This is a genomic window from Bacillus sp. A1, from assembly GCF_042296235.1.
Lineage (GTDB): Bacteria > Bacillota > Bacilli > Bacillales > Bacillaceae > Bacillus > Bacillus velezensis.
Genome location: NZ_CP141181.1, coordinates 1,248,837 through 1,262,860, shown reverse-complemented (window position 1 = coordinate 1,262,860; position 14,024 = coordinate 1,248,837). Strand labels below are relative to the sequence as shown.

Annotated in this window: 14 protein-coding genes; 3 read left to right on the top strand and 11 right to left on the bottom strand. The window is 46.1% G+C overall.

Annotation, left to right across the window (positions count from 1 at the left end; all coding sequences use genetic code 11):
- Window positions 1-30: 30 nt before the first annotated feature.
- Window positions 31-633, bottom strand: a complete 603-nt coding sequence (locus U2H13_RS06585; RefSeq protein WP_021494034.1) for a poly-gamma-glutamate hydrolase family protein — start codon at window positions 631-633, stop codon at window positions 31-33.
- Between the two features lie 109 nt (window positions 634-742).
- Here U2H13_RS06585 and U2H13_RS06580 point away from each other — a divergent pair, with 109 nt between their 5' ends.
- The gene (locus U2H13_RS06580) at window positions 743-1,120 is read left to right on the top strand and encodes a PH domain-containing protein (RefSeq protein ID WP_017417600.1); all 378 of its coding nucleotides are present in this window, start codon (window positions 743-745) and stop codon (window positions 1,118-1,120) included.
- Window positions 1,121-1,157: 37 nt separating this feature from the next.
- Here the strand turns inward: U2H13_RS06580 and U2H13_RS06575 are convergent, their stop codons facing one another.
- The 3 genes from U2H13_RS06575 to U2H13_RS06565 all read right to left on the bottom strand — a co-directional run bounded on the left by U2H13_RS06575 (window position 1,158) and on the right by U2H13_RS06565 (window position 3,514).
- Window positions 1,158-2,111, bottom strand: coding sequence for an N-acetylmuramoyl-L-alanine amidase (locus U2H13_RS06575; RefSeq protein WP_017417599.1), 954 nt, complete (start codon window positions 2,109-2,111; stop codon window positions 1,158-1,160).
- A gap of 142 nt (window positions 2,112-2,253) precedes the next feature.
- A complete protein-coding gene (locus tag U2H13_RS06570; RefSeq protein WP_003154881.1) occupies window positions 2,254-2,388 on the bottom strand; it encodes a PhrA family phosphatase inhibitor in 135 nt (44 codons plus the stop codon).
- Complete coding sequence (locus tag U2H13_RS06565; protein ID WP_087920760.1) at window positions 2,378-3,514, bottom strand: Rap family tetratricopeptide repeat protein; 1,137 nt, start codon at window positions 3,512-3,514, stop codon at window positions 2,378-2,380. Before U2H13_RS06565 ends, U2H13_RS06570 begins: the two co-directional genes overlap by 11 nt.
- A 204-nt stretch (window positions 3,515-3,718) precedes the next feature.
- Between U2H13_RS06565 and U2H13_RS06560 the strand changes: the two genes are divergently transcribed.
- A complete protein-coding gene (locus tag U2H13_RS06560) occupies window positions 3,719-4,186 on the top strand; it encodes a DinB family protein (RefSeq protein WP_021494037.1) in 468 nt (155 codons plus the stop codon).
- Window positions 4,187-4,332: 146 nt separating this feature from the next.
- Window positions 4,333-5,097, top strand: a complete 765-nt coding sequence (locus U2H13_RS06555) for a sulfite exporter TauE/SafE family protein (protein WP_007610763.1) — start codon at window positions 4,333-4,335, stop codon at window positions 5,095-5,097.
- A 33-nt stretch (window positions 5,098-5,130) separates the two neighbouring features.
- Here U2H13_RS06555 and U2H13_RS06550 read toward each other — a convergent pair whose 3' ends face one another.
- The 7 genes from U2H13_RS06550 to U2H13_RS06520 form a co-directional block, all read right to left on the bottom strand.
- Window positions 5,131-6,624: a UxaA family hydrolase gene (locus U2H13_RS06550; protein WP_376700743.1), complete on the bottom strand. Its 1,494-nt coding sequence runs from the start codon at window positions 6,622-6,624 to the stop codon at window positions 5,131-5,133.
- Window positions 6,621-8,066 carry a tagaturonate reductase gene (locus U2H13_RS06545; protein ID WP_154817890.1) on the bottom strand — a complete coding sequence of 482 codons (1,446 nt, stop codon included), beginning with the start codon at window positions 8,064-8,066 and terminating at the stop codon, window positions 6,621-6,623. Before U2H13_RS06545 ends, U2H13_RS06550 begins: the two co-directional genes overlap by 4 nt.
- 75 nt (window positions 8,067-8,141) lie before the next feature.
- Window positions 8,142-9,140 (bottom strand): LacI family DNA-binding transcriptional regulator, encoded by a 999-nt coding sequence (locus U2H13_RS06540; protein WP_007407297.1) that lies wholly within the window; start codon window positions 9,138-9,140, stop codon window positions 8,142-8,144.
- 70 nt (window positions 9,141-9,210) lie between these two features.
- A complete protein-coding gene (locus U2H13_RS06535) occupies window positions 9,211-10,602 on the bottom strand; it encodes an MFS transporter (protein WP_014417510.1) in 1,392 nt (463 codons plus the stop codon).
- A gap of 24 nt (window positions 10,603-10,626) precedes the next feature.
- Window positions 10,627-12,024, bottom strand: a complete 1,398-nt coding sequence (gene uxaC / locus U2H13_RS06530; protein WP_021494041.1) for a glucuronate isomerase — start codon at window positions 12,022-12,024, stop codon at window positions 10,627-10,629.
- Window positions 12,025-12,209: 185 nt separating this feature from the next.
- Window positions 12,210-13,388 carry an NAD(P)/FAD-dependent oxidoreductase gene (locus U2H13_RS06525; protein WP_014417508.1) on the bottom strand — a complete coding sequence of 393 codons (1,179 nt, stop codon included), beginning with the start codon at window positions 13,386-13,388 and terminating at the stop codon, window positions 12,210-12,212.
- Window positions 13,389-13,427: 39 nt separating this feature from the next.
- Window positions 13,428-13,844, bottom strand: a complete 417-nt coding sequence (locus U2H13_RS06520) for a DUF1641 domain-containing protein (protein ID WP_003154908.1) — start codon at window positions 13,842-13,844, stop codon at window positions 13,428-13,430.
- Window positions 13,845-14,024: the final 180 nt, after the last annotated feature.

Here is a 14,024-nt window from a genome sequence, read left to right as displayed (position 1 = left end):
GAATGGGCAGGCGGTGCGAGTCCGTTTTCTTTACTCATAAAAACCGGCCTTCACGGCTTCTACATACCGAAAAAACAGATCGGTTGGCGTATATTTTTCTCCCCGGCAGCCAAAATTGCTGAACAGCGCGTGTCTCTGCGCCGTGCTCACTTCCAATTGCAGCCCCATTTTCCTTTTTGTCCGATTGACAATGTTGCCGGGATTTACACCTGCCAGCCGATCGTTCTTCTCTGTCAGCTCGGCATCAAACCCCGCTTCACGCAGCAGATCACAAATCAGTCTTGCTTTTTCCAGATCCGCGCCCCCGACGAGTGTATTTGCCTTTTTCAGATCATGATACCCGTGAAAAGCCAATCCGTAATGATGGGCGTTCACTTTTTCTAAAGCCAGGGGTTCGTCAAAGCGTGTGCTTGTCAAGTGGAGAGAACGGTTATTGCACCGCTTCGTTCCTTCAAATAAATAAATTGAGCTTTGGTCAGAAAATGCCCGCACCAGCTCACTGACTCCCGGCTCAATCCTGCCGCCGTGGGGAGCGAGGACGATACATTTACTTCCCTCTTTTTCTTCATAAATAATTCTGTATTCCGATTCAGCAGCTGAAAGGGCTGCGAAATTGTCATATCTATCTTTCATGTGTAACATGCTCTCCTTTTCCAGTCAGCACCAGTTTACTCTACTCATCTGGGAATGGAAACCTTTTTATAGTATGATTTGATAGAATACGTATCAGGGGGGATATATCATGGGGTTCATCAATGGATTGCTGGGCAATGCGTCGACAATATCGACGGCTGAAGCAAAAGAAGAACTGGCCCGTATTCTGCTGGAAGGTGAGAATGTCAACGCCGCGTTTAAGCTCGTACGAGATATCATTGTCTTTACGGATAAGCGTCTTATTCTTGTTGATAAACAGGGACTCACGGGGAAGAAAACGGAGATTCAATCCATTCCGTACAAGAGCATTTCCAGATTCAGCGTAGAAACCGCCGGCCGCTTTGACCTTGATTCAGAGCTGAAAATTTGGATTTCAGGAGCGGAACTTCCCGCTGTCTCAAAGCAGTTTAAAAAAGATGAAAGCATTTATGATATTCAAAAGGCCCTTGCCGCAGTTTGTATGTAAGAAGAAACGGAAGCCCGGGGAGCTTCCGTTTTATTGATTACAGTTTTTCTTCAATTTTGGCCTTCGTTTTCGGGCCGTAAATTCCGTCTGCCGTTAATCCGCTGACGGATTGAAAACGTTTTACGGCATTTGCCGTTTTCGGACCGTAAACGCCGTCCGCCCCATGATTTTTTGCTCCTTTATCGGGATAAAAATAAAGAGCGGATAAAGCGTTTTGCACTTGTTTTACGTTTGTCCCTTTCGTCAGCGGTTTCGTCACTTTGATCACACCGGATGGAAGCGGATAGGAAGGCACAGCCTGACTTTTTGAAGAAGAACCCGTCTGAGCGAGCTTGATCACTTGTCCGACTGTAATGTGATTCGGATCGGTGATATGGTTGATGCTTTGCAGCGATTTTACGCTGACACCGTGCGATGCGGCGATTTCCGATAAGGTGTCGCCTTTTTTCACATGGTATTCAGAGGCGGAAGAAGAAATAGAGGCTTTTTTCGCCGGCATACTTCCGCTTAATTTCTTTGCAATCTTCGCCTTCACTTCATCCCAGCGGCCTTCAGACAAAATGCGGTGCGGGCAGTACTTTCCGTTCCAGTCCTGATGCTTTCTGATTCTGTCAATCCCCCAGCCCCGTTCTTTCAAAAGCTGCGCCGCGAACGCAATCGCCAGTTCTTCTGCGGCTCTGTACCGTTCGCCGCCTGACTTGCTGTAACAGATTTCTATAGCAATCGACTTTCGGTTTCCGGTACCGTTCGTGCCGTCTCCCGAATGCCAGGCATTCCGGTCCAACGGAATTCCCTGGATCACTTCTTTGTCATCAACCGCAAAATGATAGCTCGTTGATTCGCTGTTTCCCGTCATATAGCTGATTTCATTAGCGGCGGATGCGTCGTTTGCCGTGTTATGAATGGTAATATACTCCGGCGTCATCGGATTCGGACATTTTAACGCATATTTATCAGCCGATACGAGCCGTTTTTTCACTTCAATCCCCACTCTTCATCTCTCCTTATGCCTTTTTCATCAATAGGTGGCATTCGTAGGACAGATAACTTGAGCATATAGACCCTGCATTCGGATAAAAATGGAATGGATACGCATGCAAAAAATAAGACCCTTCCAAAGAAGGGTCTTTATGTTATGTTTGGTTGCGCGCGGCAATATGGAATGTGCCGTCCGCTTGGTTTTCCAAATGGCTTTCATGGCCGATCACCTGTGTAAAGCTGAACCCGACAGCAACAAGCAGCAATCCTGACAACAGTTTAGATTTCATATAGACAATCTCCTCTCTGGATTTGTTTTTGGGCGTGCACCATTTTTTCATAAAACGTGAGCGCTTTTTCAGGCTGTCCGTGTTTCATGTAAAATTTGGCAGCATCATGCGCCAATTCTTCCACATACGGATACAGCATGTGTTCTTCCAGAAAATCAAACGTGTGCCTGACGGATGCGTTATCCATTTCCTTGCCGTATAACGCATGTAAAAATTGGAACAGATTCACAAACAATTCATCATTGTATTCGCGGGCGATACTGAGCCCGAGGCGGTATTGCTTCTCTGCTTCGGCTGTAGTGTTCTGTTTATAAAGAACCTGTGTTAATGAGTAAATAGAATGCGGAAGATTATCGAACTTTTCTGACCTGCAAATGGAAACGGATGTCTCAAAATATTCGGCTGCTTTAGAGAGGTCTCCCATTTTTTCGTAACAGTTTCCGAGATTATATAAGGCTGAACTGATAAGACGGGGATTGCCTTCTTGTTTTGCAAGATCTAAAGCAAGTTCTAAGTGGGGCAATGCTCTTTCTGGATACTGCATGTCATCATAATTCCCTGCAATAACGAATTCACATTGGATTCTGCGGACGTTGTACGTCTCATACGATTGGTACGTTTCAAGGGCTTGAACGGCATAACTCATGGAGACGTAGGTTTGTTTCAGGTTGTAAAATATCTCGGCCATTTTAAAAGCAAACTCAGCTTTCTCGATGTCATCAGAAACGAGTGCAAGGTTTTTTTCAGCCCGTTTGTAATACATCATGGCGTTTAGGAACATTTTCTGTTTAAATTCGTACATTCCTCGAAAAAAATTAAAGTAGTAATCAAGCAGTCCTGTCAGTTTATACTGGTTGCCTTCAATGTCTTCCAATAATTCTGAAAACTCAGGCTGAGAAGGGTCCTCCTTTAAGGGCTTGATGTAATCCAGCATGACACGGTGTCTGAATTCCATTAATGAATAATACAGCAGCAGATCCTGATCTTCTTCCATATCCTCGATCTCTCTCTCTACTTCACGCTTGACGCGCTCCGCCTCAAGGACGTGAAACTGCCGGATATGGGTATACCATTCATTAATTTTGAGCCCGACAAAAGAGGACGGAATAGTCTGCTTCATCCTCAATAAATCCCCCCTTTTGGAATGACCGAGATATGTCATATTTTATCATATTTGCTAGAAAAAGAAGAACGCAAAAAGACCGCAATTGTCGAATTTCGGATATCCGCAACGATTTATCTCCGTCACAAGCTTATTGCTTGTTTCTTCCGTGCCGTTGATATAGCATATCCTTGCAGCTTTTATTCTGTATTAAATGGGGGTTTTCACATGACAGCACAAAATCAATTGGTCAGCCACTTTCTGTCACATCGAAACGTGACGATTGAACTGGCGGAAAAAATCAGCCGCGAGCATTACGACTACAAACCGGCAGAGACATCAATGTCCGCTCAGGAACTTGTAAAACACATCGTTTATTCTTTTCTTATGTTTGCAAACGTCATTAACGACGGAAACGGATCAGCCATCCAGAACAAACCGAAAGAAGAAGCGGAAACAGACCTCGTCAAACTGGCGGAAGCATGTACTGAAAAAACGACAGACATCCTGTCACAGCTGACTGAAGAGCAGCTGAACCGCGAAATTGACCTGACCGCCTCTTTCGGCAGAAAAGTGACCGGCGCTGCTCTCCTTCAGCTTGCCATGGAGCATGAAATTCATCATAAAGGCAACCTTTTCGTGTATGTCAGAGAAATGGGCCACACGGAACTTCCGTTTTATCAGCAAAAATCATAATCCGACCATCCGCCGGTCTGCGACATAACAGCAGGCTGGCGGATTTTTTTTGTACTGTATAAAATTTTCCGAAAATTTAATTGATTACCGCCTCTTAATCATATATAATCTGATAAAAATAGTAGGATTATTCAGGAGGCACACAGATGACTGTAAGCATTGTGTTTATGGGTTTCTTTGTCGGAACGCTTGTCGGATTGACGGGTGTGGGAGGAGCGGCGCTTTTGACTCCTTTACTGATCGTTTTGGGGATCAACCCCTCAATCGCCGTCGGCACTGACCTTTTATATAACTCCATCACCAAACTGTTCGGTGTCGTTTCTCATTGGAAGCAGCGTACCGTTCAATTTAAACTTGTCGGCTACTTGGCGCTCGGGAGCATTCCCAGCGCAACAGCCGCCATCGGTGTTCTTCACTTGTTTCCCGCTTTTCACCAGCATCAGGAGCAGATTATCAAACAGGCGCTCGGCTACGTGCTGACCCTTGTCGCCATTTCCATTATCGCCCGCCTTTTTTTCGATAAAAAACTGCGGCCGAACCGCTGGCAGCAAAAAACGCTTGAAGAAAAGCGGACACTCATGATACTGATCGGCGTCATTTTCGGCTTCATCGTCGGCCTGACATCTATTGGGTCCGGCTCATTATTTGCGATCGCCATGTTATACCTGTTCAGAATGAAAACGGCAGAAGTGGTGGGAACGGATATCGCACATGCCTTTCTGCTCGTAACTGCTGCCGGTCTGTTAAACGCAAGCTTCGGAAGCGTCGATTACCTGCTTGTATTGAATCTGTTGATCGGCTCTGTGCCGGGTGTGCTTCTCGGCAGCTTCTTTTCGCCGAAATTCTCACCGCGCCCGCTGCAGTTTGTGATGGCGGCGATTATTTTAATCAGCGGAATAAAATTAATATAAAAAAGGCGGTCTGTTGTCAGATCGCCTTTTCCCTTATAACGTCACACCGGACTTAAAGATTGCAAGCTCCCGAAAATCGTTTTTTTCGTTATTGACGAATTCTCCGCTTGCAACTTTAATAATGTATTGAATAAAATCTCTTACAATGTGATCTTCTGTTGTTTGGTCTTCCGCCAATCTGCCCGCGTCGTAATCAATCCAATGAGGCTTTGATTGAAATAAATCGGTATTTGTTGATACTTTCACAGTCGGGACAAATGTGCCGAACGGCGTGCCTCTTCCGGTTGTAAACAAAACGATGTGACAGCCCGCCGCGGCGAGCGCTGAAGAAGCGATTAAATCATTGCCGGGCGCACTGAGCAGTGTCAATCCCTTTGTTTTCAGGGTTTCACCGTATGTCAGCACATCAGAAACCGGTGCAAGACCGGCTTTTTGGGTGCAGCCGAGCGACTTGTCTTCGAGCGTTGAAATGCCGCCTTCCTTATTCCCTGGTGACGGATTTTCATAAATCGGCTGCTCGTGCTTCATAAAATATTGCTTGAAATCATTGATCAATCGGACTGTTTTATGAAACACTTCTTCGCTCGCCGCACGCTGCATGAGAATCGTCTCAGCGCCGAACATCTCAGGCACCTCCGTTAAAACCGTGCTCCCTCCCTGTGCAATCAAGTAATCTGAAAATCTCCCTAATAAAGGGTTTGCCGTGATGCCGGAAAAACCGTCCGACCCGCCGCATTTCAATCCGATGTTCAATTCTGACAGCGGAATCTCCTCACGTTTATCTCCCTTTGCCGCAAGGTGTATCTCTTTAAGTAGCGCAGTTCCTGCTTCAATTTCATCTGTGACAGCCTGTGATTCGAGAAATTTCACCCGATCTCCGTTCACTTCAGAAAGCGTTTCCTTAATCGCCGCCAGCTCATTATTTTCACAGCCGAGCCCTAAAACCAGCACACCGCCCGCATTTGGATGACGGATGGCGTTTATCAGCATTTGTTTCGTATTCTCATGATCATCGCCAAGCTGGGAGCAGCCGTATTGGTGCTTTAAAACCAGCACATTGTCAAAGGGCGCAATGTCTTTCGCCTCTTTTACGAAGCGCTGCAGGATTTTCTCAGCGACGCCGTTTACACAGCCGACTGTAGGTACGATCCACAGTTCATTCCGGACGCCGGATGTACCGTTTTCTCTTCTGTAGCCTTTAAATGTCCGGTTCTCATTTGTAAAAGGATTGTCCTCGAAGCGCGGTGAATACGTGTATTCTTGCACATCGGATAAATTCGTTTGCAGATTATGGGTATGAATATGCTCGCCGGCCGAAATCCACCTTGTCGCACGCCCGATCGAAAAACCGTATTTAATGATGCTGCCGTTTTCTTCAATGGTTTGCAGCGCGATTTTATGCCCCCGCTTTACAGGGTCCTTCACTTCAATCGTCAGTCCGTCTGTATGCAGCCGCTCCCCTTTGTTAAAATGGCGCATGGCGAGAAGCACGTTATCGTTTTTATGGATTTTTATGACCTCTTTCATTTTACTTCCCCCTTTTTGCCGCAGCATTCATGTAACGCATGCTTCATACCCCGCTTATGAATGACAGACAGAAAAAAAGCCGTTCGTTCAGTCAGCCCCGGAAGATGATTCAGATTCTTCCCCCACAATCGCTCTTCTCCTAATATGGCAGATGCCGCTTGAAACATATCATCTTTGCAACGGGACCGCGCCATTTGAAAACGGTTAAGAACCTCCTCGCCGTCAGCCGGTTTGTTCGGTCCGTTCCAGTATGAATAGATCATGGCGCTGAACGAAAATACCAGCTTCTCAGGTAGCCGGCCCTCCTGTTCGATATAAGCCTTCAGCGTCGGCAGGTTTCTTGTTTTGAATTTCGCGGCGGCGTTAAGGGTAATGCTTTGCAGATAATGTTGGATATAAGGGTTTTTAAACCGCTGTAACACATCTGCCGCGTATTGGGTGACACCCTCCATTTGCAGCACAGGGAGGATTTCTTCATTGATCAGCTCTTCGATGAATCTGCCCGTCACCTCGTGCTCAGCCGCTTCCCGGACGGTTTGCAGTCCGTATAGTAAAGCCACTGGCGCCAATGCCGTGTGAGCGCCGTTTAAGATTCTCACCTTTTTTGTCCTGTAAGGCGTAAGGTCAGACGTGATCAGTGCGTTCAGCCCGGCCTCAGCAAAAGGAAGCTCATTCTGAAGCTGTTCCGGCCCTTCTATCACCCACAAATAATAATGCTCACCGACCACAAGCAGACGGTCTTCGTATCCGAGAAAATCGGTAAGTTCTTCCGCGGTATCAACAGGAAATCCAGGAACAATCCGATCCACGAGAGTATTGCAGAAGATGTTCGCGTCATGAATCCATTGAGTAAAATCAGGCTCCAGCTCCCACAGCCCGGCATATTGAAGCACGGCAGCCTTCAGTTTCCGTCCGTTTTCTTCGACCAGTTCACATGGAAGCACAATGCACCCTTTCTCGGCGTCACCCGTAAATGCCTTATAGCGGAAATAAAGGAACGCCGCTAATTTCCCGGGGAATGTTTTTTGAGGCCTATCTTCAAGCCGGTCGCCTTTCTCAAACGTAATTCCCGCTTCCGTCGTATTGGAAATGATAAAACGAAGCTCCTCTTGTGCTGCCAGCCGTTTAAAGGAATCATAGTCAGAAAAAAGATCAATGCCGCGGCTGATAGATTTGACGATCATGTGTTCTTCAGCCGGTTTTCCGTCCTTTATCCCCTGCAAAAAAAGCGTAAACAAACCGTCCTGCTCGTTTAAACGTTTGATTTTCTCAGAGCCTCTCGGCTGTACAGCGACAACGCTTCCATTAAAATCCGTCAATTGATTCATTTGATCGATCTGCCAGTCTGCGAAGGCCCGCAAAAAGTTGCCTTCGCCGAACTGAAGGACTTTTTCAGGATATTGAATGTATTCACCGCACATCTTTTTATTCAGCTGACGCAAGCTGTCCGCCTCCTTCTGCATTTATGCACACGTTAACATTTTTCTGTACGAAAACCCGGATAATCAGACGGGCCGTTATGTGAGTTTTTTAATTGAATCTCTTATCATCACCTCGGTGTTTTCGTATATTTTTTCCGCCGCCGTATCCGGGTCGGCGATTAGCGCCAAAATCTTCTCTGCGCCGAGTATGCTGATGTTTTCAACCGGGCGTTTTACTGTCGAAAGCCTCGGCGTCATGTATTGGGAAATGCCGATGTCATCAAACCCGATAACGGATATATCTTCCGGAACGTTCAGGCCTTTGGCGAAAATGGCATTCATCGCCCCGATCGCCATATCATCGTTTGAACAAAAAACAGCCGTAGGCGGTGATTGAAGCGCCAAGAGTTTTTCCATCGCCTGACTGCCGCTTTCCATATCATAGCGGCCTTTTACACTGTATTCATGCTTAATCGGGATAGAATGATCAATTAAAGATGTCAAATAGCCTTCTTTCCGCTGAGAAGTTGACCTGAATCCTTCCTTTCCCTCAATGATCGCAATATCTCTGTGTCCGTTTGCGATCAGGCAGTCGACCGCCTGTCTGGAGCCTTCTTTATCGTTTGACAGGATATTCGTGATGCTCCGGTCATCAATGTCCCGGTTCAGCACGACGAGCGGGATGTTTTTCTCGCGGATATGATAAATAAATGAATTATCACTGTCGCTTTGGCTCATTAAAATGATTCCGTCATATCTCATGGGCGTAATGGTTTCAAAGCTTTTCAGGTCGTCAATCGCGCGGACGAACAAATTGTATTCCTCACTGATTGTGCGGTTTACACCTTTGATGGTATCGGAAAAAAAGCTGTGTGAGGTTCCGTTTGTGATGCTTGTAAAAAACAGTCCGATCGTATGGGACTTTTGCATGGCAAGGCTTTTTGCATTTACATTCGGTGTGTAATTCAGCTGTGAAGCGAGCTCTAATATTTTCTGCTTTGTATGCTCTTTAATGTAGGGGCTGCCGTTAAGTGCCCGGGATACGGTGGTGTGGGATACGTTGGCGAGTTTTGCGATATCTTTTATGGTTACCATCGTTTTTCCTTTCTTTCTGTATGCTGTCATTTATTTCTATTGTACCATTAACGGACAGTCCATAAAATCACTAAAGTTGAGGTTTTGCATGATGTAAGTCCTGAACGAGCTCGGCATGCTGCCGGTCCGTCAGCTTATACATCAAACCGATAATCAGCATGGCGCACGCTAAAGCGAAAGCCGGGTACAGCAGCAGAAGCCCTTTAATCCCGATTAACGTGCCTTTTGTCTGAGATGCATTCGGGATATAGCCGATAACGCTCAGCCCGATGCCTGAAAGAAAACCTGATAAAGATTGGGCGAGTTTTCTGGAGAAGTTGAAAAGCGAATATGTCGTCGCCTCCTTCCGTTCACCCGTCTTCCATTCTCCGTAATCAATAATGTCCGACACAAGCGCCCACGTAATGCCGTTTGGTATGCTGATCCCGATAAAAGCAATGCTCGCTAACGCCGTAAAGATATATACATTTGACGGGAGACAGAAATTCAGCGCATCAGCCGCGGCGCTGACGGCAAAACCGATCATCACCGTTTGCTTTTTTCCGAAGCGTTTGACGAGTTTCGGCATAAACAAAACACCTAAAAATGAAGAACCGATGATGATAAAACTCATGTAGGACATCAGCTCCGCATTGTTGAGATTGTACTGGGCGAAGTAAACAAGCATAGCGGATTTAATGTTATATGCCGATATTGAGAAAATCGTCATGAAAACGACGGTCAGAAGCGGTTTGTTGCCGATAAAGCATTTGAAAACCGACATGACGGACAGCTTTTCTTTCGGCGCTTCACGGACGATAATTCTTTCTTTGCAGTTTCGGTAGCAGATCATAAATCCCGCGATTCCGATTACGGCCATCATTCCCATGACTGCCGGGTAGCCGATATGAACGTTATCAAAATGAACGAGAATCGGGATGACGATGACACTTGTAATGAGCAGCGCGCCGAGGGAGCCGATCTGGCGGAATGCAGAAAGCGCCGTTCTGTCCTCCGCATCCTGTGTAATGGCCGCGCCGAGGGAGCCGTACGGAATATTGACGAAAGAATAAGCGACCCCCCACAGCATGTAAGAAGCATAGGCGTACACAAGCTTCCAGGTGACGCTCACGTCCGGTGACACAAAAATCAGTACGGTCATGACCGCAAGAATAATACTTCCGAATAATAAGTACGGCCTGAATTTCCCCCGGGGTCCGATCTTTTTTCTGTAGTCAATGGCCGAGCCGACAATCGGATCAGTCACAGCCGCAAACAGCTTGCTGACCAAAAAAATACTGCCGGCGAACGCTGCCGGAATGCCTGCGACATCTGTGAAAAACTTCAGCAAATAGATCTGCCCGAGATCAAACATAAATCCGTTCCCAAAATCTCCAAATCCATAGGATACTTTTTCTTTCAGACTCAGCTTATGCTCCTTCACTTTTGCGGCAGGTGCTGTCACGACAGGCACATTACTCATAGGCCACCTCTTTCATTCCATTTTTTAAAAGCGGAAATATTCCTCAGCATTCCGGTAACAAATCCCCTCGACAATCTTTCCTAAAAGCTCCATATCGTAAGGCGCTTCGCCTTGTTCCGCCCAGCCGCCGATCAGCGTGCAGACAAGCCGCCTGAAGTATTCATGGCGGGGATAGGACAGGAAACTTCTTGAATCCGTCAGCATCCCGATAAAACGGCTGAACAGGCCCATGTTTGATAACGCTTTCATTTGCTGGAGCATCCCATCTTTCGTGTCATTGAACCACCAGGCTGTGCCGAATTGAATTTTCCCCGGTGTTTTCCCATCCTGAAAGCTGTTGATCATGCTGGCGATAATATAGTTGTCATTCGGATTCAAAGAATACAAAATCGTTTTAGGCAACTGCCGCTTTTTTTCGGCGGAATCTAACAGCCGGGCAAGCGGTTTTGCGATACGTTCATCATTAATTGAGTCATATCCTGTATCAGGACCGAGGCTGCTGAACTTATTTGTATTGGTATTTCTTAACGCGTTAATATGGAACTGCATCGCCCAGTCCAGTTCGGCGTAAAGACCGCAAAGATATTGCAGCGTCCGTGTTTTGAATTTCTTTTCATCTTCAAAAGACACATGCTCTCCGCTTAATCCGGCTGCAAAAATCCGGGCCGCTTCCTCTTCGGTCGTCTCGGCATAAACCATTTGATCTAACGCATGATCCGACACTCTTCCCCCGGCATTGTGAAAAAAGCGGACGCGGGATTCTAACGCATCTAAATACGATTGGTAGGTGGTGACAGCTATTCCGGAAGCACTCTCCAGCGAACGGACCCAATCGGCAAAACCCGGTCTGCTGATGTCCAGTCCTTTGTCAGGCCGAAATCCGGGCAGCACTTGAACCGGAAAATCACTTTCTTTCAACAGTTCGTGGTATGTCAGCGCATCGGCAGGATCGTCGGTTGTGCAAATGACTTTGACATTTGATTTCAGAATGAGATCCCTTGCGCCAAACCCGTCTCCCTGCAGGAGCTCATTCGTTTTTTTCCAAATGGCCGCGGCCGTTTTTTCATTCAATACGTCATAAATGCCGAACCAGCGCTGCAGCTCTAAATGCGTCCAGCTGTACAGCGGATTGCCTATCGCCATCGGCACCGTTTTTGCCCAGGCGAAAAACTTCTCTTCATCTGAAGCGTTTCCGGTAATGCAGCGCTCTTCAATGCCGTTGGCCCTCATAATCCGCCACTTGTAGTGGTCACCGTAAAGCCATGCCTCCGTAATGGTTGCGAAGGTTTTATTTTCATAGATTTCCTTTGGGCTTAAGTGACAGTGATAATCAATGATCGGCATGTTTTCAGCGTATTCCCGGTACAGCTTTACGGCCGTTTTACTATCCAGTAAAAAATCATCACCCATAAAAGCTTTCACACTTTCATCCTCCCTCTTAAAAATGTTAACGTTAACAAAATGGTTCTTTTTTATTTTAGCTTCCTCTTTCTCACATATCAATCATTTTTATTTTATTTTTCAGAAAATTGTATCCGTTAACATTTTCATACAAAAAAAGACACTGCCGAGAAAGTCCGGCAATGTCTTCTGTGTGATCTTAAGGATTAGTAAGCGAGGCTGAATAATCCTTTGATATGTGTTAAATAACGTACGTTACTTGCTTCTTTCATTAAAGATGCCGGAAGACCTTTCAGCGGAGTAGAGTTCGCTCCGATGATGGCAACCGCGTCTTTACGTCCGAGGCTTGCAAGCGTACCAGAGTTTACAGGCTTGAATGTTTCAAGCGTTTTTCCTTCTAAGTAAGCGAACAGGTTGTAACCGACAAGTTCACCCATCTGCCAAGCGATTTGCGCTGTCGGCGGGTACGGACGGCCGTCCGGCGCAAAGTATACAGCGCTGTCTCCGACAACGAATACATCTTCGTGAGAAGTAGATTGTAAGAAATCGTTAACCGTCGCACGGCCGCGGTTCACTTCAAGGCCGGATTCGCCGACTAACGGGTTGCCTTGTACGCCGCCTGTCCATACAAATGTGTTGGCAACGACTTTTGAACCGTCTTTCAGATCAATAACGTTTCCTTCAACATTTGTAACAGGAAGACCTGTTAAGAACTCAACGCCGCGTTTTTCAAGACTTTTTGTCGCGCGTTCGATAAGGTCATCAGGAAGAACAGGAAGAATTTTCGGACCTGCTTCTACTAATTTCAGTTTGATTTCTTTCGGATCTACGCCGTATTTTTTCGTAAGGTTCGGCATGATGTCAGCAAGCTCACCGACAAGCTCGACGCCTGTTAAGCCGCCGCCGCCGATAAGGATCGTTGCATCAGCTTCGTTTTTCGTTTTAGCGTATTCACGCACACGGTCTTCCACGTGTTTGTATACTTTGTTGGCATCAGCAGCAGATTTCAGCACCATGCTGTTTTCTTCGAGTCCAGGAATGCCGAAATAAGCCGTAACAGAACCAAGTCCGACAACAAGCGCGTCATAAGTCAGCTTAGAACCGTCAGAAAGGGCAACTTCTTTCTTATCAACTGAGAAAGAATTGACTTCTGCGATTTTAATGTCGACGTCTTTTCCTTTCAGAAGTTTTTCAAGCGGCATAGCAACAGCCTGTTCAGACACGTTGCCTGCTGCAAGGCGGTGCAGTTCCGTAATGATTTGGTGAGTCGGGTATTTGTTCACAACGGTTACGCGTGCTTCATCTTTACTGTAATGTTTGCGAACGGTTAAAGCAGAAAGAACTCCGCCGTAACCAGCGCCTAAAATGACAATATGTTTTGACATCGTATATCCTCCGTCCTTTATATCAATTTGAATCTGAGATTATTTTTGTTTTTCGTTCATGATTTCAAGATAGCTGTTAGCAAAACGGAACAGCTTTTGAGCTTGAGGATCTTTCAGCATGCGCAGCAGGCCGAAAAGTCCGATCGTTTCATTGCTTGCATCCGCGCGGTCTTTTGCTTCGATCGCAGTAGCCGCCACTTCTTTCGCTGTTTCTTTCACCGGCTCAAGAATTTCTGTAAGCGCACCCACTGTATCGCTCTTCAATACTTCGTCTGTCGCTACAGACTGTGCAAAATCATAAGACTTCGTTAAAATATTTACTAACTCAGTCAGTTTTGGAAGCTGATCCACTAAAACAGTCAGTGATTCTTGAACTTCAGGTTTTAGCAGCTGATCAATAAGATCGCGTTGGCCTTGGCTGACAGATGCATTTGTTTGATCGATTGTTTCTGGCATATCCGATTCTCCTTTACTATAAGCAGTATGCTGATTTTTTTGGAAAGGGTAGCCTTTCCCCCTTCATGCAGAAAAGCATGAAAAAGCAAGATTGTGAATTCATGCACAATCATTTACAAAAATAAATGTTTACTACCCAGTTTTTCACTTTGCCATATCCAGTATTATTTTTATATCAAC

Bases quoted from the DNA above. Each gene is read 5' to 3' on its own strand.
- U2H13_RS06560 (WP_021494037.1), top strand. From the start codon at position 3,719: ATGACAGCACAAAATCAATTGGTCAGCCACTTTCTGTCACATCGAAAC.
- U2H13_RS06570 (WP_003154881.1), bottom strand. From the start codon at position 2,388: ATGAAATCTAAACTGTTGTCAGGATTGCTGCTTGTTGCTGTCGGGTTC.
- U2H13_RS06535 (WP_014417510.1), bottom strand. From the start codon at position 10,602: ATGAGTAATGTGCCTGTCGTGACAGCACCTGCCGCAAAAGTGAAGGAG.
- U2H13_RS06555 (WP_007610763.1), top strand. From the start codon at position 4,333: ATGACTGTAAGCATTGTGTTTATGGGTTTCTTTGTCGGAACGCTTGTC.
- U2H13_RS06540 (WP_007407297.1), bottom strand. From the start codon at position 9,140: ATGGTAACCATAAAAGATATCGCAAAACTCGCCAACGTATCCCACACC.
- U2H13_RS06580 (WP_017417600.1), top strand. From the start codon at position 743: ATGGGGTTCATCAATGGATTGCTGGGCAATGCGTCGACAATATCGACG.
- U2H13_RS06525 (WP_014417508.1), bottom strand. From the start codon at position 13,388: ATGTCAAAACATATTGTCATTTTAGGCGCTGGTTACGGCGGAGTTCTT.
- U2H13_RS06585 (WP_021494034.1), bottom strand. From the start codon at position 633: ATGAAAGATAGATATGACAATTTCGCAGCCCTTTCAGCTGCTGAATCG.
- U2H13_RS06550 (WP_376700743.1), bottom strand. From the start codon at position 6,624: ATGAAAGAGGTCATAAAAATCCATAAAAACGATAACGTGCTTCTCGCC.
- U2H13_RS06520 (WP_003154908.1), bottom strand. From the start codon at position 13,844: ATGCCAGAAACAATCGATCAAACAAATGCATCTGTCAGCCAAGGCCAA.